The following is a 23620-nucleotide window of genomic DNA, read 5'->3' on the forward strand; positions in this document are numbered from 1 at the left end:
TAATTTTCTTAAATTAACCCTAATTTGGCGATTTTCGCTGAAAACTTAAGGCTTTTCTTTGTTCAAAAAAATACTTATAGCGAACCGTGGCGAGATAGCGGTAAGGATTATTCGTGCCTGTTCTGAGCTTGGCATTACTTCGGTAGCTATATACTCAGATGCAGATCGCCATGCGCTTCATGTCAAAAAGGCCGATGAATCTTACAATGTTGGCGCCGACCCTCTTGCTGGCTATTTAAATGCTCACAACATTGTTAATATCGCCGTTACTTCAGGATGTGATGCCATCCATCCAGGATACGGTTTTTTGTCTGAAAATCCTGAATTAGCTGAGATATGCGCGAGACGTGACATTAAATTCATTGGTCCTGACGCTGAAATTATTCGTCAAATGGGAGATAAGATTCAAGCTCGAACGGCTATGATTGCGTCCTCAATCCCGGTTATTCCCGGTAGCGAAGGTAATATCGAGAGTCTTGACGAAGCTAAAAAGCTTGCTTCATCTATAGGCTATCCTATTATGCTTAAAGCTACCAATGGGGGTGGCGGTCGCGGTATTCGACGATGCAATAATGAAAAAGAGCTTATTACCAATTATGACCGTGTCATTTCAGAAGCAACCAAAGCTTTTGGTAAGCCTGAAGTTTTTATCGAAAAATGTATCGTATCGCCTAAACATATTGAAGTTCAAATTCTGGCAGATAACTATGGCAATGTAGTACATCTCTTTGAACGTGATTGCTCCATTCAAAGACGAAATCAAAAACTCATAGAGATAGCTCCCTCACCACAATTAACTAACGCTCAAAGAAACTACGTAGGAGAGCTTGCTGTGAAAGCAGCTAAGGCTGTTAATTATGAAAATGCTGGCACTGTTGAATTTCTCTTAGACAATGAGAATAATTTTTATTTTATGGAAATGAATACGCGTCTTCAGGTTGAACATACAATTACTGAATCTATTACGGGCATTGATATCGTTCAAGAACAAATCAGAATTGCTTTTGGACTGTCTTTACAATACAAACAAGACGAAATTCAATTTAGAGGTTTTGCAATCGAATATCGAATTAACGCTGAAGATCCCAAGTATGACTTCATGCCTTCTTTTGGAAAAATTACACGTTATTATGCGCCGGGAGGTCCTGGTGTTCGCATTGATGCATCGATATACACAGGGTATGTTATCCCTCCCTATTATGACTCAATGTGTGCAAAGCTCACTGTATGGGCGCTAAACTGGGAAAGCGTTATTCAGCGAGGTAAAAGAGCACTCAATGACATTGTTGTATTTGGAGTTAAAACAACAATCCCTTATTATTTAGAAATTATGAACAATAAACAATTTAAAGAAGCAAGCTTTAATACGAGTTTTGTGGATGATCACCCAGAACTTATAAACTATCAAAGTCAATTTCCACCTGAATTAATGGCTGCAGCCATATCTGCAGCTATTGCAGCACATGAAGGCATTTAGAGAGCTATGAAGAAAATACATATTACCGAATTAGTTTTAAGAGATGGGCATCAATGTCAAATTGCAACAAGACTTCGCACCGAAGATATGCTTCCAATATGCCCTCAATTAGATGCTCTTGGCTTTTGGTCAATCGAGGCATGGGGCGGAGCTACATTTGATGCATGTGTCAGATTTTTAAAAGAGGATCCTTGGGAGCGTTTAAAGCTTTTGAGAAAGGCGCTCCCAAACTCTCGCATACAAATGCTTCTTCGAGGGCAGAATCTTCTGGGATATCGTCATTATTCAGATGATGTTGTTGATGCTTTTGTAAAGCAATCCGCAAATAATGGCGTCGATGTATTTAGAATTTTTGATGCAATGAACGATGTAAGGAATCTTACAACATCAATTAAATCAGTAAAAAAATATAAAAAACATGCAGAAGGTACTTTAAGCTACACCACAAGTCCCGTTCATGACATCCCTTATTTCGTGAATCTTGCAAAAGAAATGGAAAGTTATGGGTGCGATACTATTGCTATTAAAGATATGGCAGGCCTCTTAACACCTTCAGCAACAAAAAATCTTGTGACATCTTTAAAAAAATCAGTGTCATTACCGATTCATATTCATTCACATGCAATGTCAGGGCTTGCAAGTATTAATCTTATAACCGCGGTGCAGAATGGTGTAGACATCATAGATACATGTAATTCTAGTTTTGCTGAAGGCGCGAGTCATCCATCAACAGAATCAATAATTGCCGCCCTAGAAGACTTAGGTTATAAAACTGATATTGATATTAAAAAAGTTGAGGAAATTAGTGAGCATTTAAAAGTTGTAAGAAAAAAATATTGGCAATTTGAATCTGATTACACAGGTGTGGACACCCGTGTTTTAAGTAATCAAGTGCCTGGAGGTATGATTTCAAATTTATCTAACCAGCTCAAAGAACAAGGTGCATTAGATCGTATGAATGAAGTGCTTCTTGAAATTCCAAAAGTTCGTGAAGACTTAGGTTACCCTCCGCTTGTTACTCCGACTTCACAAATTGTAGGGACTCAAGCAGTATTAAATGTGTTAACGGGTACCCGATATAAATCAATCACAAATGAAACAAAAAGTTATTTAATGGGTGAATATGGAAAAGCCCCTGGCAAAGTTAACCAAAAAATTCAAGTAATGGCAATTGGTGAAAAAAAACCACTAACATGCAGACCTGCTGACCTTTTGGAGCCTGAACTTCCAAAACTTAAAATTGAAGCAGAGCAAATTATAAAATCTGATGATGATGTTTTAACGTATGCCATGTTCCCTGATGTTGCCAAAATATTTTTACAGGAAAGAAATGCAGGAAGCATTAAGCCTGAGCCACTTCTTCCGAAAGATAGTGTATTTTCATCTGCTGAAAAATTTGCTCCAAGTGAATTCAACGTCACACTTCATGGTGAAACATTTAATATTAAATTAACAGGATCAGGCTATACGGGAGAAGCAAGAAGGCCATTTTATGTTTCAGTAGATGGGATTTCTGAAGAAGTCTTAGTAGAGACTTTAAATGAGGTCGAAGTGACTAACGGAAAAAAATCCTCAAAAAAACAAACTCAAGAAAATTCCAAAACAGTAAGGCCTAGACCAAATCATGAAGGATGTATCACAACAGCTATGCCAGGTACAATTATTGATGTAAAAGTTAAAATTGGTGACAGAGTTGAAGCCGGAGATAGTGTAATTGTTATTGAAGCCATGAAAATGGAAAATGAAATTCAATCCCCTACTTCAGGCATTGTAGTTGCAATCCATGTTGCAAAAGGTGAATCTGTATCACCAGACGAAACGTTACTAGAAATTCAGCCTGAATCTTAAAGAAAACGATGCATGATAACGCTTGTTTTAGCATCGTCATCTCCATATCGAAGAGAATTATTATTGCGCTTTAAGTTGCCATTTGATGTCTTTAGTCCTGACATTGATGAATCACCTTATATAGGTGAAAATGCAAAAGAAATCTCCGTAAGACTTGCGCGGGAAAAAGCATTTAAGGTTGCTCCACACTATTCAAATTCTCTTATAATTGGCTCAGATCAAACAGCAGAATGTCAGGATCAAATTATTGAAAAACCTAATACACATGAACTTGCAATAAAACAACTGCAATTATTAAGTGGAAAGGTCGTAACATTTTACACATCTCTTTGTTTATTAAATACTCAAACAAAAAAATTGCAAGAATGTGTCGTTGATTTTGAAGTGAAATACAAAGAATTAAACCTTGAAATAATTAACTCTTATTTATTGAAAGAACAACCATACAATTGTGTAGGAAGCGTTAAATCTGAAGGTCTTGGCATTACTCTCCTTGATTATATAAAAGGTGAAGATCCCACAGCACTCATAGGACTTCCTCTTATAAAATTATCTAATATGCTTCGAAATGAAAGCGTTACATTTTAATGACAGATAAAGAAAAAGGATGCTTATATCTTATTCCAGTTCCAATCGACCAAAGCTCTAAAGAGTCTGTTCTTTTAGAAAAGCATCAAAAAATTGTTGAATATATAGATTATTTTGTTGTTGAAAATGAAAAAACAGCTCGATTTCATCTGGGCGCACTTAATCTTCACAAGCCTATTCATCAATTACATTTTGAAGTGTTAGATAAATCTTCGACTCAAGAAGAAATTAAAGATTTTTTAGCTCCTCTATTCAGAGGCTCTAATATTGGATTATTGTCCGAATCAGGCAGTCCTGCAGTTGCTGATCCTGGAGCAAAAATGGTTGCTTTAGCGCATCAAAACAATATCAAAGTCATACCAATGACCGGTCCATCATCAATTCTATTGGCGCTTATGGCTTCAGGTCTGAATGGACAGCAATTTAAGTTTCACGGCTATCTTCCTTCTGAAAAAAACGAAAGAATAAAGAAAATAATTTTAATTGAAAATGAATCTAGGAAAAATAACGAAACGCAGATTTTTATTGAAACACCTTATAGAAATCAGCACGTTTTTAATGATTTGATAGAAACGCTAAAAGAGCAAACTCAACTTTGTATAGGATTGGATATAACATCGGAAAATGAATCTATTCATACAAAAAATATCAGGGATTGGAAAAAAGAAATTGCAATAGATTTAAAGAATAAGCCTTGCGTATTTCTTTTACAAAGCTAACATTTCTTTGATGGGTGAGAAACTTTTTCTATGATGTTCGCAAAGCCCATGACCTTTAATCATTTCTATGTGTAATTTAGTTGGATAACCTTTATGCTTTTTAAATTGATAAGCAGGATATGCTTTATCAATTTCAATCATTTTCAAATCACGTTCAGTTTTTGCAATAATTGAAGCTGCGGAAATCTCCGCAACCTTATCATCGCCCTTAACTATAGCCTCACAAGAAAAATCAACTTGAGGGCAAAATAACCCATCTACCATAATTTTAATTGAGGTATGTATGTTTAATGCCTTAATGGCTCTTTGCATAGCTAAAAGTGTGGCCTGATGAATATTTAATTCGTCTATCTCATCTACACTACAGATGCCAATCGTCCACGCCAAGGCATTCTTCTTTATTTGTTCAGCTAGAAAGTATCTTTTAGACTCAGATAGTTTTTTAGAATCACGCAAACCTTCAGTATTAAACGCTGGCCCTAATATAACTGCTGCTGCATAAACTGGACCTGCTAAAGGTCCCCTTCCAGCCTCATCTACCCCACAAATTAAGTTTCCATGCATTTACTTTATGAATTTTAAAATAACTCTATTTAGGCGATTAGATGTATTTTGTTTTAGTTGATGATGTATTTTTGTAAATTGAATTAATAAATTTTTTCTGTAGGCTACATCTTTTAAAATCTCAATAGTTTTATCAGTTATATTTTCTGGTGTGGCATCATCTTGCAAAAGCTCTGGCACAAGAAACTTATTCAGAAGAATATTTGGAAGACTTATATATGGCAGATATCTCATACGTTTAAGAATTTGCCAGCTAATTGAAGACATTTTATAAATCACTATCATAGGTTTTTTATAAAGTGCTGTTTCAAGGGTTGCTGTACCTGATGCCACAATAACTAGATCAGCTGCATTGATTGCATCTGATGCATGACCAATAAGAAGCTGAATATCTAATTCTGCATGTGTATTTCTAAATAAAGTTCTTGAGAAAATTTCGTATGTTTCTCTTGTTGGTAAAGGTACCAAAAATTTAATATCACGCACTCTTTTAGATATTTCAATAGCTGAATCGATAAGAAGTTGTGCATGCCACCTCACTTCTCCTTGCCTACTTCCAGGTAGAAGAGCAATGACTTTAGTAGCTTTAATAATTTTAAGCTTATCCTGAGCCTTCTTTCTGTTAGGATGCAGTGGAATCATCTCAGCAAGAGGGTGACCTACAAAACTGGCTTGGATATTTGCTTTTAAATAAATATTTTTTTCAAATGGAAATATAGTGAGCATATGATCTATAGATTTTTTAATTTTTCTAAGTCTATTTTTCCTCCACGCCCAAATTGAAGGACTAACATAGTGGATCACAGGTACACCTTTTTTCTTTAACTGTCTTTCAATCCAAAAATTAAAATCAGGTGCATCAATACCAATGAATAAATCAGGCTTTGCATCTAAAATTTGATTTAGAAGATTCTTTCTTAACTTTAAAAGGCGAAATAATTTCCTAAGAGCCTCAAAATAACCTCTTACAGATAGCTCTTCCATTGAAAAAAATGAAACTGCACCTTCTATTATCATTTTTGGTCCAGCTATACCAATGAATGAAAGATCAGGGCGAATTGACTTTAAAGACTTGATTAAGTGACTTCCTAGTAAGTCTCCGGAAGATTCTCCGGCAACTATAGCAATCGTTTTCATTATTAACGAATAATACCGCGGGTAGATTTTGCAATAAAATCTATATAAAGATTAAGCTCCTCAGTTTCTTTACTTAAAATTTTAATTTTTTCTTCAGCTTCATTTAGAGAAAGGCCTTGTCTATATAAAACTTTGTAAGCTTCTTTAATTTTGGCGACAATTTTTGGATCAAATCCCCTTCTTTTCAAACCTTCTGCATTAATACCATTTGGCTTTGCATCATAACCTGAAGCTATTACATAAGGAGGTATATCTTTAAAAACTACGGTGTTTACAGCTGTAATAATATGGCTGCCAATCTTACAAAACTGATGAACAAGAGTAAAGCCTCCTAATATCGCATAGTCATCGATCGATACATGACCTGCAAGAGATGTGTTGTTTGCTAGTATGGTGTGATTTTTAATTTCGCAATCATGAGCAATATGAACATAAGCCATAATCCAATTATCATTGCCTATTTTTGTTAGACTTTGATCTTGGGCAGTGCCTCGATTAAAAGTGCAGAATTCTCTAATTGTATTATTATCACCAATCTCTAAAAATGTTTTTTCTTGATTATATTTCTTGTCCTGAGGAGATTCACCAATTGAACTGTAGTGATATATATGATTATTTTTACCGATGGTAGTATTTCCAGTAATTGTCACATGATTGCCAATTACAGATCCCGCTCCAATACTTACATCGCCATCAATAATAGAGTACGGGCCAACTTTAACGCTGGAATCTAAATTAGCTTTGGAATTAATAATTGCTGTAGGATGAATCAAAATAATATTACAACTTTATAAGTTTATTTTTTTTCGATAGGCTTTAAAATGCACATCATACTTGCTTCAGCAACGACTTCATCATTAACTTTAGCAACAGCAATATACTTCCATATACCTTTTAGGACACGATCAATTTTCACATGAATAATTAGTTGGTCACCAGGGGAAACTGGTTTTTTAAAACGTGCATTGTCTATTCCAGCAAAATAATATACTGAATCGTCTGATGGTTTTGTATCCATTGTTTTAAAAGACAAAATAGCTGCAGCTTGGGCCATTGCTTCTACAATTAAAACACCTGGCATTACAGGATAATAAGGGAAATGTCCTGGGAAAAAAGGCTCATTAATTGAAACATTCTTGATAGCAAAAATTTCCTTCCCGAGCTCCATTGAAATAATCCTATCAATAAGTACAAAAGGATATCTATGGGGTAAGTGATTTAAAATTTCATGTATATCCATTGCAGTATTTTCAGCCATCTTTGCCATTCCTGTTATTTTAATCTTCTAATTTTTGCTGCAGTTTTAAGCCATGCTTCATGAGGTTGAAAAGGCATCAGCGCAGTATATGTGCCAGAATTTTTTATTGATCTTGTAATCATTGAGCCGGGCGATATAGTGACATTGTCTACAATTGACAAGTGTCCTAAGATCATAGCAGCCCCTCCGATAGCACAATTTTTTCCAATTTTAGCACTGCCTGCAATACCTACACAGCCTGCGATTATCGTATTTTCACCAATAATGCAGTTGTGTCCAATCTGTACTAAATTATCGATTTTAACGCCACTAGAGATAATAGTATCATCTAAAGCGCCACGATCTATGGTTGAATTTGAGCCGATATCAACGTTATCACCTAAGACAACTTTTCCTATTTGAGGAATAGCAAACCATTTATCATTATCTTTTGCATAGCCAAAACCATCCGATCCTAGGACACAACCTGCATAAATAGTACAATTTTTACCGATAATTGTATTCGTCTTTATTACAACATTAGGATGAATAATTGAATTGTCACCGATAACAATATCACTTTCAATTATGACTCCTGCATGGACCACAACGCCATCAGCAATAGAAACATTTTCTTCGATAACAACATTTGGGCCAATAAAGATATCTTGTCCCAATTTGCAAGTAGGATGAATGATTGCAGACTTATGAATCTCTTTTTTTAGTGCTTTACTAGGATTTAATAGTCGAGATACTTTTGCAAAGTATAAATATGGATTGTTTGAAATTATTGCTGGACCCTTACGAAATGCTAGGCCTTCGCTATTAGTTATAACAATAGCTGCTTTTGTAATTTTTAATAAATCTTGGTATTTAGGGTTATTAAAAAAAGAAACTGAATTTTGATGAGAAGATTCAAGGGAAGCAGCAGAGTCAATAAGTATATTTGAATCACCTATTAACTCACCACCTAATTTCTTTACTAGATCACCAGATGTGATTATTTGGCCCATACGAACAAATTAGGCCAATAACTATTTTTTGCCTAATGATTTTAAAATCTTGTCTGTAATATCAATTTTTTCGCTAGCATAAGCAACGCCATTGTATAGAACAAGATCAAAGCTTTCTGCTTTAGCTACTGAAGTTACAGCTTTATTAATCTGCTCTTGAAGACCGCCGAGCTCTTCATTTCTTCTGATATTTATATCTTCTCTAAGTTCGCGTTCTTTACGTTGAACATCGACACGAAGTTGCGAAAGTGATTTTTCTTTATTGTCACGCTCAGATTCTTTCATTGTTAGAGCATCCTTAGCAAATGCAGCTTCTTTATCTTTTAAAGATTTTACATCTGCTTTTAATTTGTCAGTGCGAGCACTAAATTCTTTTTCTAACTTTTTATTGCTTTCTATAGTTTGTGGCGCCTCTTGAAGAATTTTATCTACTTGAACAAATCCTATTTTAAGTTCAGCAAAAGCCGCTGGGCTTGTAAGAAAGATGGTTGATAAAACAAGACTTTTAACTAAACACTTAAATTTCACTTCACTACTCCTAAAGATTTAAAATTAATCAACTTAAAACTGTTGACCCATTTGGAACTGAAAAACCTCTGTTCTATCTGTGGGTTTATCATTAAATGGTTGTGCTATTACCAGTTTCAAAGGGCCAAAAGGTGATATCCACATTACGCCGAGACCTGCAGAATATCTCAATGAGGATAACTTGATGGGTTCGGATTCTTCATATACATTACCAGCATCAATGAAAGCACTCAAGCGAAATTGATTGTTATTTTTCAGAAATGGAATAGGCATAAATAGTTCTGCACTTCCGACTAATTGTTTGGTGCCCCCTAAAAACATATCTCTTCCTTGGTTTTGACTTCCGCATGAGGTGTCTCCAGCAGGACAGACAGGTCCAACAGCGGATATTCGATAACCCCGAAGTGAATTGACGCCACCTACATAAAAGTTTTTAAAGAAAGGGAATTCTTTTCCTCCATAGCTATTCGCATACCCTGCTTGGCCGTTAATCATAAAAGTAAGATCGTTTGTAATTTCCTTGTATACACTCTCCTGGAAGGTTAATTTATACATTTGAATGTCAAGCCCTGGGGTTGAAACTTCTGCATTTACTCGTCTTAATCCACCTTTTTTTGGAAATAAAATATCGTCACGACTATCTTCTGTCCAACCGACTGAAGCAGTTAGGGAATTCATGGAGCAGCCGGTGGCATTTAAATCTCCCGTCACTGATTTGCAATAGTTAATAAACCTTCGAGGTGCTAAATCTGATAGATTTTGAACTTCTGTATTGTCTAAGGTTAACCCATATGAAAAAGCATTCCTTTCTGTAAAAGGCACGCTAAACCTAAACCCTGCACCAAATGATGAAGTATCGTAAGTTGCAAATGTTATCCTTGAAGCATTCATATCCCGACGATAAACGTCGTAAGTTAAGGCAACTCCCTCAGGCGTAAAAAATGGCTGAGTCATACTTAAAGCATAGGTTCGGTTTATCCGCCCTGTATTTACCTGAGCTGAAACTCTGTCGCCTGTGCCAAGAAAATTAGCTTGGGTAACATTAAAGCTTCCTATAACCCCTTCTTGGTTGCTAAGACCTGCTCCAAACATAATGCTACCAGTATTTCTTTCGGTAACTTTGACCTTGAGATCAACCTGATCAGTTGTACCAGGCACAGCGGGTGTTTCAATATTCGTGTCACTAAAAAATTGTGTTCTTCTGAGTCGCTCTTTAGAGCGTTCAATTTTATCTGCTGCATACCAACCGGATTCAACCTGTCTAAATTCGCGACGAATAACTTCGTCACGCGTTCTTGTATTGCCTTCAATATCTATTCTTCTAACATAAACTTTGCGCCCAGGATCAACAAAGAAAGTAAATGAGGCTGTATGTTCATCTTTATTGATGTCAGGAATCGCATTAACGTTAGAAAAAGCAAAGCCATCATTTCCTAAACGATTGTTCATGGCTTTGGTTGTTTCCGTAACCTTTTCACGATTAAAAATATCATCTTTTTTAATTCTAATGAGTTTCTGTAGTTCATTTTCAGGAACTTGAAGAAGGTCGCCTGCTAACTTAACATCAGAAACTTTATATTTAGAGCCCTCAGATATATTAATAGTAATAAAAACATCCTCTTTATCTGGGGTGATTGATACCTGAGTAGAGTCGATACTAAATTCCAGATATCCGCGATTCATATAAAATGATTTGAGTGTTTCAAGATCCGCAGTTAATTTTTGTTTTGAGTATTGATCATCTTTATACCACCAGGATAACCAGTTTGTCGTTTGAAGTTGAAACTGGGATACAAGATCTAATTTTTGATAGACTTGATTCCCAACAATATTGATTTCTTTGATTCTTGAAATAATGCCTTCTTCAATATCAAATCTTATGGCTACTCTATTTCTTTCTAGCGGGGATGTTGTTGTTTTAACTGATGCTGTGTATTTTCCAAGAGATAAATATTGTTTTTTTATTTCTTGTTCCAAAAATTCAAGCTTTGTTTTGTCGTAAATTTGGCCTTCAACAAGCCCTACACTTTTTAAACTTTCTTTCAACTTATCAGTTTGAAACATTTTATTTCCTGAAAATTGAATATCAGCAATTGAGGGTCGCTCTTGAACGGTAATAAGCAGAATATTTTGATCTGCTTCGATTCTAACGTCTTTAAAAAAGCCTGTTCGATAAAGAGATTTGATAGCTTCAGATGACTTATCCTCAGTCATCGTGTCGCCAACTTGCACAGGCAAGTAATTAAATACTGTGCCTGGCTCAGTTCTTTGTAAGCCTTCAATTTTAATATCTTTGATAACAAAAGGCTCCATAGCAAAGGCAACTATGGAAAGAATCAGAAGTGAAACGAATAAAGCTAGTTTAGATCTTAAAGTCATTAGCTTCCTAATAGGTATCGACAGGCGTCATTATACAACGCAATTGCAGTTAGTAAACCCAAAATTAACACTCCAACCCTTTGACTTATCATCATTTTATTGTTCGATAAAGGCTTGCCCATAACAAATTCAAGGAAATAATAAGCCAAATGACCTCCATCCAATAATGGGATAGGCAATAAATTCAATATTCCGATATTCAAACTGATTAGCCCAATAAATTGAACGTAAGGAAGAATGCCTTCTAAAAAAGAAGAAGAGGCCATATGAGCAATTGCCAAAGGTCCACCCAAGTCTTTTAAGTTAGCTTTTTGTGTAAATAAATTCTTGAACGTAGTTAAAGTTAAATTTAAAAAAGTATAGGTTTGACTTAAGGATTTACTTAGAGACTCTAAAAATGTGCTTTTTACTTCAATTAAATTGGGTTTAATATAAGCTTCGTCATAATTCAGTGAAATACCAATTCTTTTTTTCTCTACTTTACTTTCAAAAATATCTTTATTTATATGAATTAATTGAATAATATTTTTTCTTTTTATAGATAAATCATAAGACTTTAACCAATTATTTTGAATGCTATTAACTAGGTCTTGAATGCTTTTTACTTCTATTTGATCAATCATAAGAATTTGATCATTGGGCTTGAGACCTATTTTTTCAGCAATACTTCCTGGCTCAATCGACTGAATTAGAATAGGAATGCCATATGGGAATAGATGAATATCATTAGTCCAAAATAAATTATGAATACTAAAGAGGTCACCTCCTCTTTTAAAGCCTAAAATTTTGAATGGATCTTTGTGGGCACTTAAATAAATCTGCAAGTCATTCAAGGATTTGATCTCCTCGCCATCAATCAATACGATTTCATCTCCAGCTCTTAAGCCCTGTTTGAAAGCTTCACTAAAATGAGAAACTTCGTTGATTAGTGGCTTGATTTGAGGCGATCCATGCATATAAATAGAAAAAAATATGAGGATACCCAAAAAAACATTGATTAAAGGTCCGGCTAGAACAATAAGAAAGCGCTTGAATAGGGGCTGTCTATTAAACGTCCTATGAAGATCAGTTTTTTTTATCTTTTCTTCTGAATCACCATGGTTTTCATCTAAAAGCTTTACATAACCTCCAAGAGGAATTGAAGATATAACAAATGCGGTATGATCTTTACCAAAAAAGGAAGTAAAAATAGGTTTGCCGAATCCAATTGAGAATTTTAGTACCTTAACATTGCACCACCGAGCCATTTGAAAATGGCCAAATTCATGAATACCGACGACAATACTGATTGTAAGGATAAAAACTAGAAAGATTATCATGCGCTTAGCTTATGGCTGTCAATCCAAGAAAGGGCAAGATAACGCGTCTTCTTGTCTACATCCAAAACTGTATCAATAGAAACTAATGGCTCTGATTTTATTGTGTCCATGCAAAATTCAATTAACTCTGCAATTTGATTAAATCTGATCGATTCATTTAAGAAAGCATCTACAGCAACTTCATTTGCAGCGTTGAGAACTGTGGGGGCATTATGACCCATATCCAAAGCCTTATAAGCCAATCCAAGACAAGGAAATTTATTTAAATCAGGCGCTTCAAAGTCGAGTTTTTTAGTTTTTATGAGATCTAGGCCCAACACTCCTGATTCAATTCTTTCTGGATGACTTAAAGCGTAAGCAATAGGGGTCCTCATATCTGGGTTGCCTAATTGAGCTAGCGTACTTCCATCAATATACTCAACAAGAGAATGAATAATACTTTGAGGGTGGATTATTACTTCTATATCTGATGCTGGAATATCGAATAACCAAAAAGCTTCAATAATTTCCAACCCCTTGTTCATCATAGTTGCTGAATCGATTGTAATCTTTTTGCCCATTACCCAGTTAGGATGTCGCAAAGCTTCTTTGGGTGTCACAAGAAGCAGCTCTTCTTTAGAAAAAGTCCTAAATGGTCCGCCAGATGCAGTCAGTAAAATTTTTCTAATGCCGTTAGATTTGTAATTCATTTTTTTGTTTTGTGGCAAAACTTGCAAAATTGCATTGTGTTCACTATCGATGGGTATCAACGTCGCCTTTGAATGATTTACAGCTTTGACGAATAACTCCCCTGCCATCACGAGCGTTTCCTTATTAGCCAATAAAATCTTTTTACCGCTATTGGCAGCTGCCATAGTGGGCTTAAGGCCCGCCGCTCCTACAATTGCTGAAATTACAGTATTTGTATCTTTATGAGAAGCAATCCAATCTAGGGACTCATCTCCCTCTAAAACAATTGTTTTTGAATTTAATGCAAGCAGATTTTTCTTCAGCTTTTGATTCGCTTCTTGATTTAAAGCAATAGCAAAGTGAGGCTCAAATTCCACACACTGTTGTGCAAGCAGATCAATATTCTCATTAGCTGTCAGCGCAAAAACTTTATATTTTTCTTTATGAAGTTTTATGACTTGAAGAGCATTACAACCAATACTTCCCGTTGAGCCTAAGATAGCAATATTTTCCAATTAAATTATTATTCCGAAAAAAGCAGGTGACATAAGAATTAGGGTCGCAAAAGGAAGGCTTGAGCAGAGACTGTCAATTCGATCAAAAACTCCTCCATGCCCAGGAATTAAATCACCGCTATCTTTAACTTTTGCCATTCGTTTTATGTATGACTCAAATAAGTCACCCTCAACACTTAAAAGTAAAATTAAATTAAAAAACAAAAAAGACATATAAGAATTAACAAAACCAAAGTAAGTCATAGCAATAGAAAATGATGAAACGACAAATAACGCCCCTAAAAAACCTTCCCATGTTTTACCCGGGCTAATAGATGGCGCTAGTTTTCTTTTTCCAAACCGTTTACCAAAGAAATAAGCGCCAGAGTCTGCAAGCCAAATAGTTGTTAAAACAGTAAGGACGGTCCAAGGGCTTAATTGAATTAAATAATTCAAAGAAATAATAAGTGGCATGACTAAGATCCAGCCAATAAAAGCACTAAAAAAGAAATTTTTTAAAGTGATTTTAAAAATTAAAAATAAAGGTGCCGCACATAACCAAAAAATTAAAGCTATCCAAAGTATGAGTCTTGACCCTTCAGAATTAAGATGGCTATCAATTAAATAAATTAAAGCTAATGAGACTAATAAAAAAATCTTTTTTTCATAAGATTTAAAATATAAAAGCTTTGTCCATTCATAAAGAGCCAATATCGAAGTGATATAAATCACAAAAGAAAAATATCTTCCTGAAAATAGAAACATAGAAGATAGTAAAACTGCAAGCATCGCTAACGCAGAAAAAATTCGAGATATCAACATTTATATCTGCTCACTTGTTTTACCATATCTTCGTTCTCTTTTTTGAAATTCAATTAATGCGGAGGTAAAAGCCTTTTCATTAAAATCAGGCCATAGTGTTTCAGTAAAATAAAGTTCGGTATATGAAAATTGCCAGATTAAGAAATTACTGATGCGCTTTTCACCGCCGGTTCTTATCAAAAGATCAGGATCTGGCGCAAAACTCAAAGAAAGATTTTGAATAAGATTTTTTTGAGTAAATGGTTTTTTAAAGTGATTTTTTTTTCGGTATTCATTTACTGCATTCACAATATCCCACCTTCCACCGTAATTAATTGCAATACTTAATGTAAGGCCTGTATTTTTTTCAGTGAGATTCTCTAGATCTTTTATCTTATCAATCAGCTTCTTTGGGAAAGGTTTACGATCACCAATGAGTTTAAAACGAATATTATTTTTAATTAAAGATGAAGATTCTTTTTTAATGGAATCTTGAAATAAAGACATTAAAAAATCAACTTCCTGAGTGGGTCTCAACCAATTTTCTGTACTAAAAGCAAATAATGTAAGAAATGGAATATTTAATTTTTGACATTGGGTAATCACCGTTTTAACAGATTCTAAGCCTCTTCTATGCCCAGAAATACGAGGCATTAAACGTTTTTTTGCCCACCTCCCATTGCCATCCATAATGATAGCAATATGTTGAGGTTTTTCTATTAATTGGTCTTGCGCTTGTAATGAACGAAAAAAATTAAACACTAAATAGCGAGTAATTCAGATTCTTTTAACTGAAGAAGCTTATCAATTTCAGCAATAAATTTATCTGTAATTTTTTGAACATCATCTTGCGATCTTCTCTCATCATCCTCACTGATTTCTTTTTCTTTGAGAGATTTTTTTAGCGAGTCATTTGCATCGCGTCTAATATTTCGGATTGCCACTTTTGCTGATTCAGCTTCTGTACGCACAACTTTTATAAGATCTTTTCTTCGCTCTTCAGTAAGTGTTGGCATTGGAACACGAATAAGATCTCCAGATGTCGCAGGATTCAATCCAAGATCGCTATCGCGAATTGCTTTCTCAACTTTAGCAACCATACTTTTTTCATAAGGCTGCACATTAATTGTTTTTGCATCCCCTAAATTAACTCCAGCAACCTGATTTATTGGAACCATCGATCCATAATAATCAATAAGGATGTGATCAAGAAGCCCTGTATGTGCTCTACCCGTTCTAATTTTTGCAAGGTCAGACTTAAAAGAGTCTAGAGATTTTTGCATTTTTTCATTTACATTTATTTTGATTGCTTCAGTCATTACAGTCCTCTTTAATCAATGAACATTGGGCATTACCAGCGTGCCTTCATTTTGCCCTAATAAGATATTTTTAAGCGCTCCGGATTTGAATATATTAAATACTGCAATAGGTAGTTGTTGGTCTCGGCACAATGTAAGCGCTGTAGCATCCATTACCTTCAAATCTTTTTGAATGGCTTCATCAAAACTTACAACCTCATAACGCTTTGCTTTTGGATTTTTTTTTGGGTCTTCTGAATAAATCCCATCTACTTTAGTGGCTTTAATCATAATATCTGCATTCATTTCAACCCCGCGCAAAGCTGCTGCAGTATCGGTTGTAAAGAAAGGATTGCCAGTACCGGCAGCAAAAATAACTACCTTGCCTTCTTCTAAATAACGAATTGCCTTACCTCTAATGTAAGGCTCAACCACCTGCTCAATATTGAGCGCTGATTGAACGCGAGCCACAATACCAGCATGCTTCATTGCGTCCTGAAGGGCCAAAGCATTCATGACAGTTGCCATCATACCCATATAGTCAGCAGTTGCCCTATCCATACCTGCAGCACCTAAAGCAACTCCTCTAAATATATTGCCACCGCCAATCACAATACCTATTTGAACATTTAAATCGAGCGCCTCTTTGATTTCATGAACAACATTTGAAATGGTATGTTGGTTAATACCAAAGGGATCGTCACCCATAAGGGCTTCACCTGAAATTTTTAACAAAACTCTTTTGTACGCGGATCGTGTCATAATTTTTGTTAAAGTTTAACGCATTTTTAAATTAGAAGACATAAAAAAAGGATTGTATAAATCATACAATCCTTTATCAGTTCTTCTTGCTGAATTAAACCTTTGCTGCTGCTGCGACCTCTGCAGCATAATCCACAACTGCCTTTTCTATGCCTTCGCCTACAGAATAAATGCTAAATGCATTAATTGTCGCATTGTTATTTTTTAACAGCTGCTCAATAGTTACTTTATCGTCTTTCACGAAAGGTTGATTTAACAATGTAACTTCTTTGAGGAATTTTTGAACTGTACCTTCTGCAATTTTTTCAAGCATAGCTTCAGGCTTGCCCGCTTCTTTTGCTTTTTCAATCGCAACTCGTTTTTCTACCTCAATCAATTGAGCATCAATGCCTGATGCATTAAGCGCTTTAGGTTTATTTGCGGCAATATGCATCGCTAAATCTTTTCCTAAAGCGTCGTCACCCCCTTGGAGATCTAGAAGAACGCCAATTCTTCCGCTATGAACATAACTGACTATTTGACCAGTTGTTTGATATCGAATAAATCGACGTGGCGTAATATTTTCTCCAATTTTTCCAACAAGCTGCGCTCTCACTTCTTCAGCATTACCTGACGACATTGTTAAGTTCACCAAAGCCTCAATATTAGTTGGATTTTTTTCATTAATAGCACTTACAAGATCATGTGCGTATTTTAAAAAGTCTTCATTTTTCGCACAAAAATCTGTTTCCGAGTTCACCTCAAGAAGCGTTCCTGTTTTACCGTCTTTAGCTACAAAAGCTATAACAATACCCTCTGCTGCTAACCTTCCAGCTGCCTTGCTTGCTTTATTGCCAAATCGTACTCTTAGAATTTCTTCTGCACGCGCGCTGTCTCCATCAGCTTCTGTCAATGCTTTTTTACAATCCATCATTGGTGCGTCTGTGCGATCGCGAAGGTCTTTGACCATGCTTGCGGTTATTTCTGCCACTTTGATACTCCTTAAATTCTGTATGATTAAACTTATTATTAAAAAAGGGGCACGAAGCCCCTTTTAAAACGATTACATAAAAATTATTCAGTAACTGCTTCAGTTACTTCTACAAACTCTTCTTCTTGCGATACTGATTTGGCAAGCTCATTTAATGCTTGGCTTTTGCCTTCCAGCACTGCATCGGCCATGCCTCTAGCATAAAGCCTAATAGCTCTACTTGAGTCATCATTGCCCGGAATAACATATGAAATATCATCAGGCGAGTTATTTGTGTCGACTACACCAATAATAGGTATACCCAGTTTATTTGCTTCTACTACAGCACCACTTTCATGACCCACATCAATAATGAATATTGCATCAGGAAGTGCTGTCATATCTTTGATACCACCGATTGAGCGTTGCAATTTCTCATAGTCGCGCTTATAACCTAAAGCTTCTTTTTTATTAAACTTTTGTAAGCTTCCGTCTTGAAGCATAGCTTCATAATCATTAAGACGCTTAATAGATTGTCTAACAGTTTTAAAATTTGTAAGCATGCCACCTAACCATCTGTGGTTTACATAAGACACACCCGCACGAGATGCTTCTTCTTTAAGAATTTCTCGGGCTTGCCTTTTAGTGCCCACAAAAAGAATACGCCCTTTATTTGCGGCAAGAGTTCGAATGTACTTCAAAGCCTCTTGAAACATTGGCAATGTCTTTTCTAGGTTAACAATATGAATTTTATTCCTGTCGCCAAAAATGTATGGTGCCATTCTTGGGTTCCAGTAACGGGTTTGATGGCCGAAATGGACACCCGCTTCTAACATTTGACGCATAGTAACTGACATATTTGACTCCGTTGTTATGGGTTAAAAAAACATTACCTAATTACATCTATTTTCATAGACACCCTAACGTTAGGTAATGCAAAATTATTTCCTCAAGATCCTTGAAGAAGCGCGCTATAATAGCACAAAAAATAAGCTCAAACGCAATATAAACGCAGCAATCATGACAATACACATCAAAAATCCCCAAGAAATAGAAAAAATGCGTGTTGCTGGTAAATTAGCATCAGAAGTCCTTGATTTTATTACACCTTTTGTAAGGTCTGGTATCACCACTGACGAAATCGACAAACTTTGTCATGATTATATGGTTAATGTACAAAATACTATCCCCGCTCCGCTCAATTATGCTCCGGACGGACACACACCATATCCCAAGTCAATTTGCACTTCTATTAACCATCAAATCTGTCATGGTGTCCCTGGGCCAAAAGCGCTTAAAGAAGGTGATATTGTAAATATTGATGTTACTGTAATTAAAGATGGTTTCCATGGCGATACAAGTAGAATGTTTCATGTGGGCGAAACCTCTATCCAAGCAAAACGTTTATGTAAACTGACTTATGAAGCCATGTGGCTCGGGATTCAAATAGTAAAGCCCGGAGCAAAATTAGGCGATATCGGATTTATCATTCAAGATTTTGCTGAAAAAAATGGGTTTAGTGTAGTACGAGAATTTTGTGGTCATGGAATTGGCAAGCGATTTCATGAAGAACCTCAAGTGCTTCATTATGGAAAACAAGGTACAGGACTTACCTTGGAAGCGGGTATGATTTTTACAATTGAACCTATGATCAATGCAGGCAAAAGAGACATTAAACAAATGCCTGATGGTTGGACTATAGTCACCAAAGATCGCAGCCTTTCAGCACAATGGGAACATACAATCTTAGTAACTCATAATGGTTATGAAGTGCTTACAGTTTCTGAAAAAACACCTCCACCGCCTACATTTGTTAATTAAATCTTGATTCAAAAAGAAATACTCAATTTAAAAAAAGAAATCGCTTTAAATGAGTTAAGCCTCATTAAAGCATTCTTAAAAAAAAGAGATGGTCAGTCTTATCTTGATAATCACTCGCTACTTATTGATAAAGTATTAAAAAAACTATGGGACGGGCTTGAATTCAAAAATAGCGCCTCTCTTATCGCCTGCGGGGGATATGGTCGCAAAGAATTATTTCCATATTCTGACATCGACTTATTAATATTAATTCCAAAGAATCTTAATAAATCCTTAAGTCAAAAAATTGAACAGTTTATTACCTTGGCATGGGATCTTGGTTTAAGAATTGGCCATAGCGTCAGAAATATTACCGAGACTAAAAGGGAAATTAAAAAAGATATTACGGTGCAAACAAATCTTTTAGAGAGTAGATGTCTTATTGGAGACAAAGGCCTTTTCAGAGAATTAAAAAAGATCGTTAATGAAACTCTCATTCCCATCCACTTTTATGAAGGCAAAATTAAAGAACAGGCTCTTAGACATCAAAAATATAATCAATCTGCATATCAATTAGAGCCAAATATAAAAGAAAGTCCTGGTGGGCTAAGAGATCTCCAAATGATTCAATGGATTGGTAAAAGTCATATCCCAAGATTTAATTTACAAAAATTAAATCAAAGAAAAGATCTTGATAAGCAAAATTTTCAGAAGCTTATAAATACTGAGCTCTTTATTAAAAACTTAAGAATTCTTCTTCATATCACTGCAAAACAGAATGAAGATAGATTGCTTTTCGACTATCAAAATCAATTAGGTTTACTACTTAACTATAAAAATAGCCCTCATAAAAAAAGAAGTGAATTATTTATGAGGGACTTTTATAAAGCGATCAATTTCACAACGTACATTAATGAAGTGTTACTTAAAAAGCTTAACCCCAAAAAAATTACTAAGCCAAGAAAAATTGAAAATAGCGAATTTCTGATTGTTATGGATGGGCATTTAGAGATTGGTTCAAATTTCAAAAATAAATCTATTACACCTCATATATTTGATGTCTTTATTACTTTTCAAAATCATACATCGCTGAAATCTTTGGGGCCAAAGCTGATGATGCTACTTCAAAATTCCTCAAAAGAAATAAATGAAGCATTTCGAAAAAATAAAAAACAACAAGAAAAATTCTTATCTATTCTCAAATCGGACAAAAAGGTAAATCGAACGTTAAGGATTATGAATAAATGCAACCTAATCGGCGCATATATTCCTGCATTTGGAAAAATAGTTGGTCAGATGCAGCATGATTTATTTCATATCTATACAGTGGATGAACATATTCTCAACGTTATTCGTAACTTAAGAAGATTCGCTAAGGATGAATTGAAACACGAGTTTCCTGACTGTTATGATTTATTCAAAAATTACAAAAAAAAATATGTCTTGTATCTCGCTGCACTATTTCATGATATTGCAAAAGGTCGAGGTGGCGATCATTCCGAATTGGGAGCAAAAGATGTTGATGAATTTTCAAAGCTCAATCATTTGCCTCCTGAAGATCATAAAATCATCAAATGGCTTGTGAAATCTCACCTTATTATGTCTCATACAGCACAAAAATTAGACCTATCAGATCCTAGAATAATTGAAGATTTTGCAAAAAAAGTAACAAACAAAGAAAATTTGATTTCACTTTACCTCCTCACAGTTGCAGATATAAGAGCAACAAGCCCTTATGTATGGAACCAATGGAAGGCTATACTTCTCAAAAATTTATTTAACTACACTTTAAATTATTTAGAGCAAGATAAGTTGTCTCATGAAGATTCAATTACAAAACGAAAAGAAAAAGCAGCATTAATTCTTGAACATTACAATATTAAAAATCATCACTACAAAGTGCTTTGGGAAAATTTTGGGAAAAACTATTTCTACAAATACACTGAAGAAGAAATAGCCTGGCAGACAAGGTTATTATTTTCACATACAGCACCCACAAAACCAATTATTAGAGTTAGACATCGCTCAAATGGCGAAGGCATAGAAGTTCTTATTTATCAAAAAAATTCTGCACATATTTTTAACAAAACTTGCCATTTTTTTGATGAAATTGGATATAACATTGCTGCAGCAAAAATATTCACAACTCAACATAATTATGCATTGAACCTTTTTGATTTGCTTGATGCCAATCCTAAGTCTGTAAGTTACGAAGGGCTCTTTAAATTCATTGAAAAAGAATTAACTAGTCGATTTGAAAGTCATAAAGAAAATAAGCCTACAAAACTTTCTGAACGAAGTCGTCAAGCGACACATCACTCTTTTGATACGAAAATTTCTATTTCACAGATTGAACAATCCACCACTTATCAATTAGATATAATTACTGATGATAGAAATGGGCTATTAAGCCTTATATCTGACCAGCTTTCAAAACAAGATATATCAATTAATGATGCGAAAATAAATACATTAGGATCGCGCGTAGAAGACACTTTTTTAATTACATATAAAAATAATCAAGCGCTCAAGAAAATAAAAAAAGATAGCCTAGTAAAAAGACTGAGGGAATTAATTGAGTAAAAAATGGCGGAAGAGGTGAGATTCGAACTCACGGAGGGCTATGAACCCTCGACGGTTTTCAAGACCGCTGCCTTAAACCGCTCAGCCACTCTTCCCGAGCGAGAATTCTAACATAACCTTTAATCATCTTGAAGGTCTGAATTGGGAAATAAAACTTCAGAAAATCCAAAATTACTCAAATCCTCAATCTTCATAGGATAAAGAATACCATCTAAATGATCACACTCATGCTGAACGACGCGCGCATGAAAATCAGTAACTGTGCGATCAATTGGATTCTGATTCAAATCATAGCCTTGATAACGAAGTTTTTTAAATCTTGGCACTAAGCCCCTCATGCCAGGAACGGAAAGACACCCCTCCCATCCACTTTCTATATCATCATCAAGAAAAGTAAGTTTTGGATTAATTAAAATAGTGTATGGCACTTCTTCTACGTCTGGATATCGCGGAGTCTTTTTAATACCAAAAATGACAACCCTTAGGCTCACGCCTATTTGAGGTGCTGCTAAGCCTGCGCCATTTAAAGAATGCATAGTATCTTGCATATCTTCAATCAAATTTTTTAATGCGCGACTTTTGAAATCATGAATTGGCTCTGCAACTTTCAAAAGCAGCGGATCGCCCATTTTTAACACTTGTCTTATGGTCATTTAGTTTTTTGAAACAATTGTTTGAATCAGTCTAATTACATCAATCATCATATGTTGGCAAACATCATTATCACAAAGCTCATTAATACTAGAAAATGAAATAGCATCTTTACTTTGACCTCTTCCAGCGGCGTGATTTACCATAGGGCATATGGCTGCATATGCAATATTAAGTTCTTTTGCCAAAGCCGCTTCAGGCATTCCAGTCATACCAACGATATTAGCACCGTCTTTTTCAAGACGATTTATTTCGGCTGCAGTTTCTAATCGAGGTCCCTGCACTGCCGCATAAACACCTTCAGTCACCACTGTTTTTAATAAAGCCTGTGCAGAAGTAATAATTTGTTTTCTTAAAGATTCATCATATGGATAAGTAAAATCTATGTGCTTAACTGGCATTTCAGCGCCATCAAAATAAGTATTTTTACGGCCATATGTATAATCAATAATTTGACTGGGAATACATATAGCGCCTGGTTTAACTGCTTCATCGATTACGCCGACAGTAGCTACGGATATGATTTTCGTAACTCCCACCGATTGAAGAGCCCAAATGTTCGCACGATAATTAATTTCATGAGGCGGTATTGTATGGCCCGAGCCATGACGAGCTAGAAAAACAATATTTTTATTGGATAATGATCCAAAAATGAGCGGCTGAGAAGGTTCTCCATAAGGTGTTCTAATAAGCTCACGCTTTAATACTTTTAATTCATGTATAGAAGCTAATCCCGTGCCACCAATAATTCCAAACATAAAACTAACCTCACCTATTAAAGATTTACATTCTATAACATACTAC

Annotated in this window: 23 protein-coding genes and 1 tRNA gene; 6 read left to right on the forward strand and 18 right to left on the reverse strand. The window is 35.2% G+C overall.

Going from position 1 to position 23620, the window contains the following annotated elements:
- The first annotated feature begins 58 nt into the window (after positions 1-58).
- Genes FIT61_RS03345 through FIT61_RS03360 form a run of 4 tightly spaced genes read left to right on the forward strand, consistent with a single transcriptional unit; the run spans position 59 to position 4632 of the window.
- Positions 59-1477: an acetyl-CoA carboxylase biotin carboxylase subunit gene (locus FIT61_RS03345; RefSeq protein WP_139883252.1), complete on the forward strand. Its 1419-nt coding sequence runs from the start codon at positions 59-61 to the stop codon at positions 1475-1477.
- A gap of 6 nt (positions 1478-1483) precedes the next feature.
- Positions 1484-3325, forward strand: a complete 1842-nt coding sequence (oadA, locus tag FIT61_RS03350) for a sodium-extruding oxaloacetate decarboxylase subunit alpha (protein WP_139873398.1) — start codon at positions 1484-1486, stop codon at positions 3323-3325.
- Between the two features lie 12 nt (positions 3326-3337).
- Positions 3338-3913: a Maf family protein gene (locus FIT61_RS03355; RefSeq protein WP_139883254.1), complete on the forward strand. Its 576-nt coding sequence runs from the start codon at positions 3338-3340 to the stop codon at positions 3911-3913.
- Positions 3913-4632, forward strand: coding sequence for an SAM-dependent methyltransferase (locus FIT61_RS03360; RefSeq protein ID WP_139883256.1), 720 nt, complete (start codon positions 3913-3915; stop codon positions 4630-4632). The genes FIT61_RS03355 and FIT61_RS03360 overlap by 1 nt, the downstream gene beginning before the upstream one ends.
- Here the strand turns inward: FIT61_RS03360 and rnhB are convergent.
- The 15 genes from rnhB to rpsB form a co-directional block, all read right to left on the reverse strand.
- A complete protein-coding gene (rnhB, locus tag FIT61_RS03365; protein ID WP_139883258.1) occupies positions 4621-5196 on the reverse strand; it encodes a ribonuclease HII in 576 nt (191 codons plus the stop codon). The genes FIT61_RS03360 and rnhB overlap by 12 nt on opposite strands.
- Positions 5197-6333 (reverse strand): lipid-A-disaccharide synthase, encoded by a 1137-nt coding sequence (lpxB, locus tag FIT61_RS03370; protein WP_139883259.1) that lies wholly within the window; start codon positions 6331-6333, stop codon positions 5197-5199.
- Positions 6334-6335: 2 nt separating this feature from the next.
- Complete coding sequence (gene lpxA, locus FIT61_RS03375; RefSeq protein WP_244925227.1) at positions 6336-7109, reverse strand: acyl-ACP--UDP-N-acetylglucosamine O-acyltransferase; 774 nt, start codon at positions 7107-7109, stop codon at positions 6336-6338.
- Between the two features lie 20 nt (positions 7110-7129).
- On the reverse strand, positions 7130-7591 hold the full coding sequence (fabZ, locus tag FIT61_RS03380) for a 3-hydroxyacyl-ACP dehydratase FabZ (protein WP_139873404.1): 462 nt from the start codon (positions 7589-7591) through the stop codon (positions 7130-7132).
- Between the two features lie 14 nt (positions 7592-7605).
- Positions 7606-8583 carry a UDP-3-O-(3-hydroxymyristoyl)glucosamine N-acyltransferase gene (lpxD, locus tag FIT61_RS03385; RefSeq protein ID WP_139883263.1) on the reverse strand — a complete coding sequence of 326 codons (978 nt, stop codon included), beginning with the start codon at positions 8581-8583 and terminating at the stop codon, positions 7606-7608.
- Between the two features lie 21 nt (positions 8584-8604).
- Positions 8605-9111, reverse strand: a complete 507-nt coding sequence (locus FIT61_RS03390; RefSeq protein WP_187351769.1) for an OmpH/Skp family outer membrane protein — start codon at positions 9109-9111, stop codon at positions 8605-8607.
- A gap of 33 nt (positions 9112-9144) precedes the next feature.
- Positions 9145-11490, reverse strand: coding sequence for an outer membrane protein assembly factor BamA (bamA, locus tag FIT61_RS03395; protein WP_139883266.1), 2346 nt, complete (start codon positions 11488-11490; stop codon positions 9145-9147).
- A complete protein-coding gene (gene rseP, locus FIT61_RS03400) occupies positions 11490-12809 on the reverse strand; it encodes an RIP metalloprotease RseP (RefSeq protein ID WP_139883268.1) in 1320 nt (439 codons plus the stop codon). Before rseP ends, bamA begins: the two co-directional genes overlap by 1 nt.
- Positions 12806-13993 (reverse strand): 1-deoxy-D-xylulose-5-phosphate reductoisomerase, encoded by a 1188-nt coding sequence (gene ispC, locus FIT61_RS03405; RefSeq protein WP_139883270.1) that lies wholly within the window; start codon positions 13991-13993, stop codon positions 12806-12808. The genes rseP and ispC overlap by 4 nt, the downstream gene beginning before the upstream one ends.
- A complete protein-coding gene (locus tag FIT61_RS03410) occupies positions 13994-14794 on the reverse strand; it encodes a phosphatidate cytidylyltransferase (protein WP_139883272.1) in 801 nt (266 codons plus the stop codon). It abuts the gene before it with no gap.
- Complete coding sequence (locus FIT61_RS03415) at positions 14795-15535, reverse strand: isoprenyl transferase (RefSeq protein WP_420886453.1); 741 nt, start codon at positions 15533-15535, stop codon at positions 14795-14797.
- A complete protein-coding gene (gene frr / locus FIT61_RS03420; RefSeq protein WP_139873411.1) occupies positions 15535-16092 on the reverse strand; it encodes a ribosome recycling factor in 558 nt (185 codons plus the stop codon). The genes FIT61_RS03415 and frr overlap by 1 nt, the downstream gene beginning before the upstream one ends.
- 15 nt (positions 16093-16107) lie before the next feature.
- Positions 16108-16833 carry a UMP kinase gene (gene pyrH, locus FIT61_RS03425; RefSeq protein ID WP_139873412.1) on the reverse strand — a complete coding sequence of 242 codons (726 nt, stop codon included), beginning with the start codon at positions 16831-16833 and terminating at the stop codon, positions 16108-16110.
- A 94-nt stretch (positions 16834-16927) separates the two neighbouring features.
- Positions 16928-17803: a translation elongation factor Ts gene (gene tsf / locus FIT61_RS03430; protein WP_139883274.1), complete on the reverse strand. Its 876-nt coding sequence runs from the start codon at positions 17801-17803 to the stop codon at positions 16928-16930.
- An 83-nt stretch (positions 17804-17886) separates the two neighbouring features.
- Positions 17887-18639, reverse strand: a complete 753-nt coding sequence (rpsB, locus tag FIT61_RS03435; RefSeq protein WP_139873414.1) for a 30S ribosomal protein S2 — start codon at positions 18637-18639, stop codon at positions 17887-17889.
- Between the two features lie 163 nt (positions 18640-18802).
- Between rpsB and map the strand changes: the two genes are divergently transcribed.
- Complete coding sequence (map, locus tag FIT61_RS03440; protein ID WP_244925173.1) at positions 18803-19603, forward strand: type I methionyl aminopeptidase; 801 nt, start codon at positions 18803-18805, stop codon at positions 19601-19603.
- Between the two features lie 3 nt (positions 19604-19606).
- Positions 19607-22165 carry a [protein-PII] uridylyltransferase gene (gene glnD / locus FIT61_RS03445; RefSeq protein ID WP_187351770.1) on the forward strand — a complete coding sequence of 853 codons (2559 nt, stop codon included), beginning with the start codon at positions 19607-19609 and terminating at the stop codon, positions 22163-22165.
- A 4-nt stretch (positions 22166-22169) separates the two neighbouring features.
- Here the strand turns inward: glnD and FIT61_RS03450 are convergent.
- The 3 genes from FIT61_RS03450 to FIT61_RS03460 all read right to left on the reverse strand — a co-directional run bounded on the left by FIT61_RS03450 (position 22170) and on the right by FIT61_RS03460 (position 23574).
- Positions 22170-22260: transfer RNA gene (locus tag FIT61_RS03450), tRNA-Ser, on the reverse strand.
- Positions 22261-22284: 24 nt separating this feature from the next.
- Entirely contained in the window at positions 22285-22818 is a 534-nt protein-coding gene (gene def / locus FIT61_RS03455) for a peptide deformylase (protein ID WP_139883280.1), read from the reverse strand.
- Positions 22819-23574, reverse strand: a complete 756-nt coding sequence (locus tag FIT61_RS03460) for an S-methyl-5'-thioinosine phosphorylase (protein WP_139883282.1) — start codon at positions 23572-23574, stop codon at positions 22819-22821.
- Positions 23575-23620: the final 46 nt, after the last annotated feature.

The organism is Candidatus Methylopumilus rimovensis (genome assembly GCF_006364615.1).
Classification (GTDB): Bacteria; Pseudomonadota; Gammaproteobacteria; order Burkholderiales; family Methylophilaceae; genus Methylopumilus; species Methylopumilus rimovensis.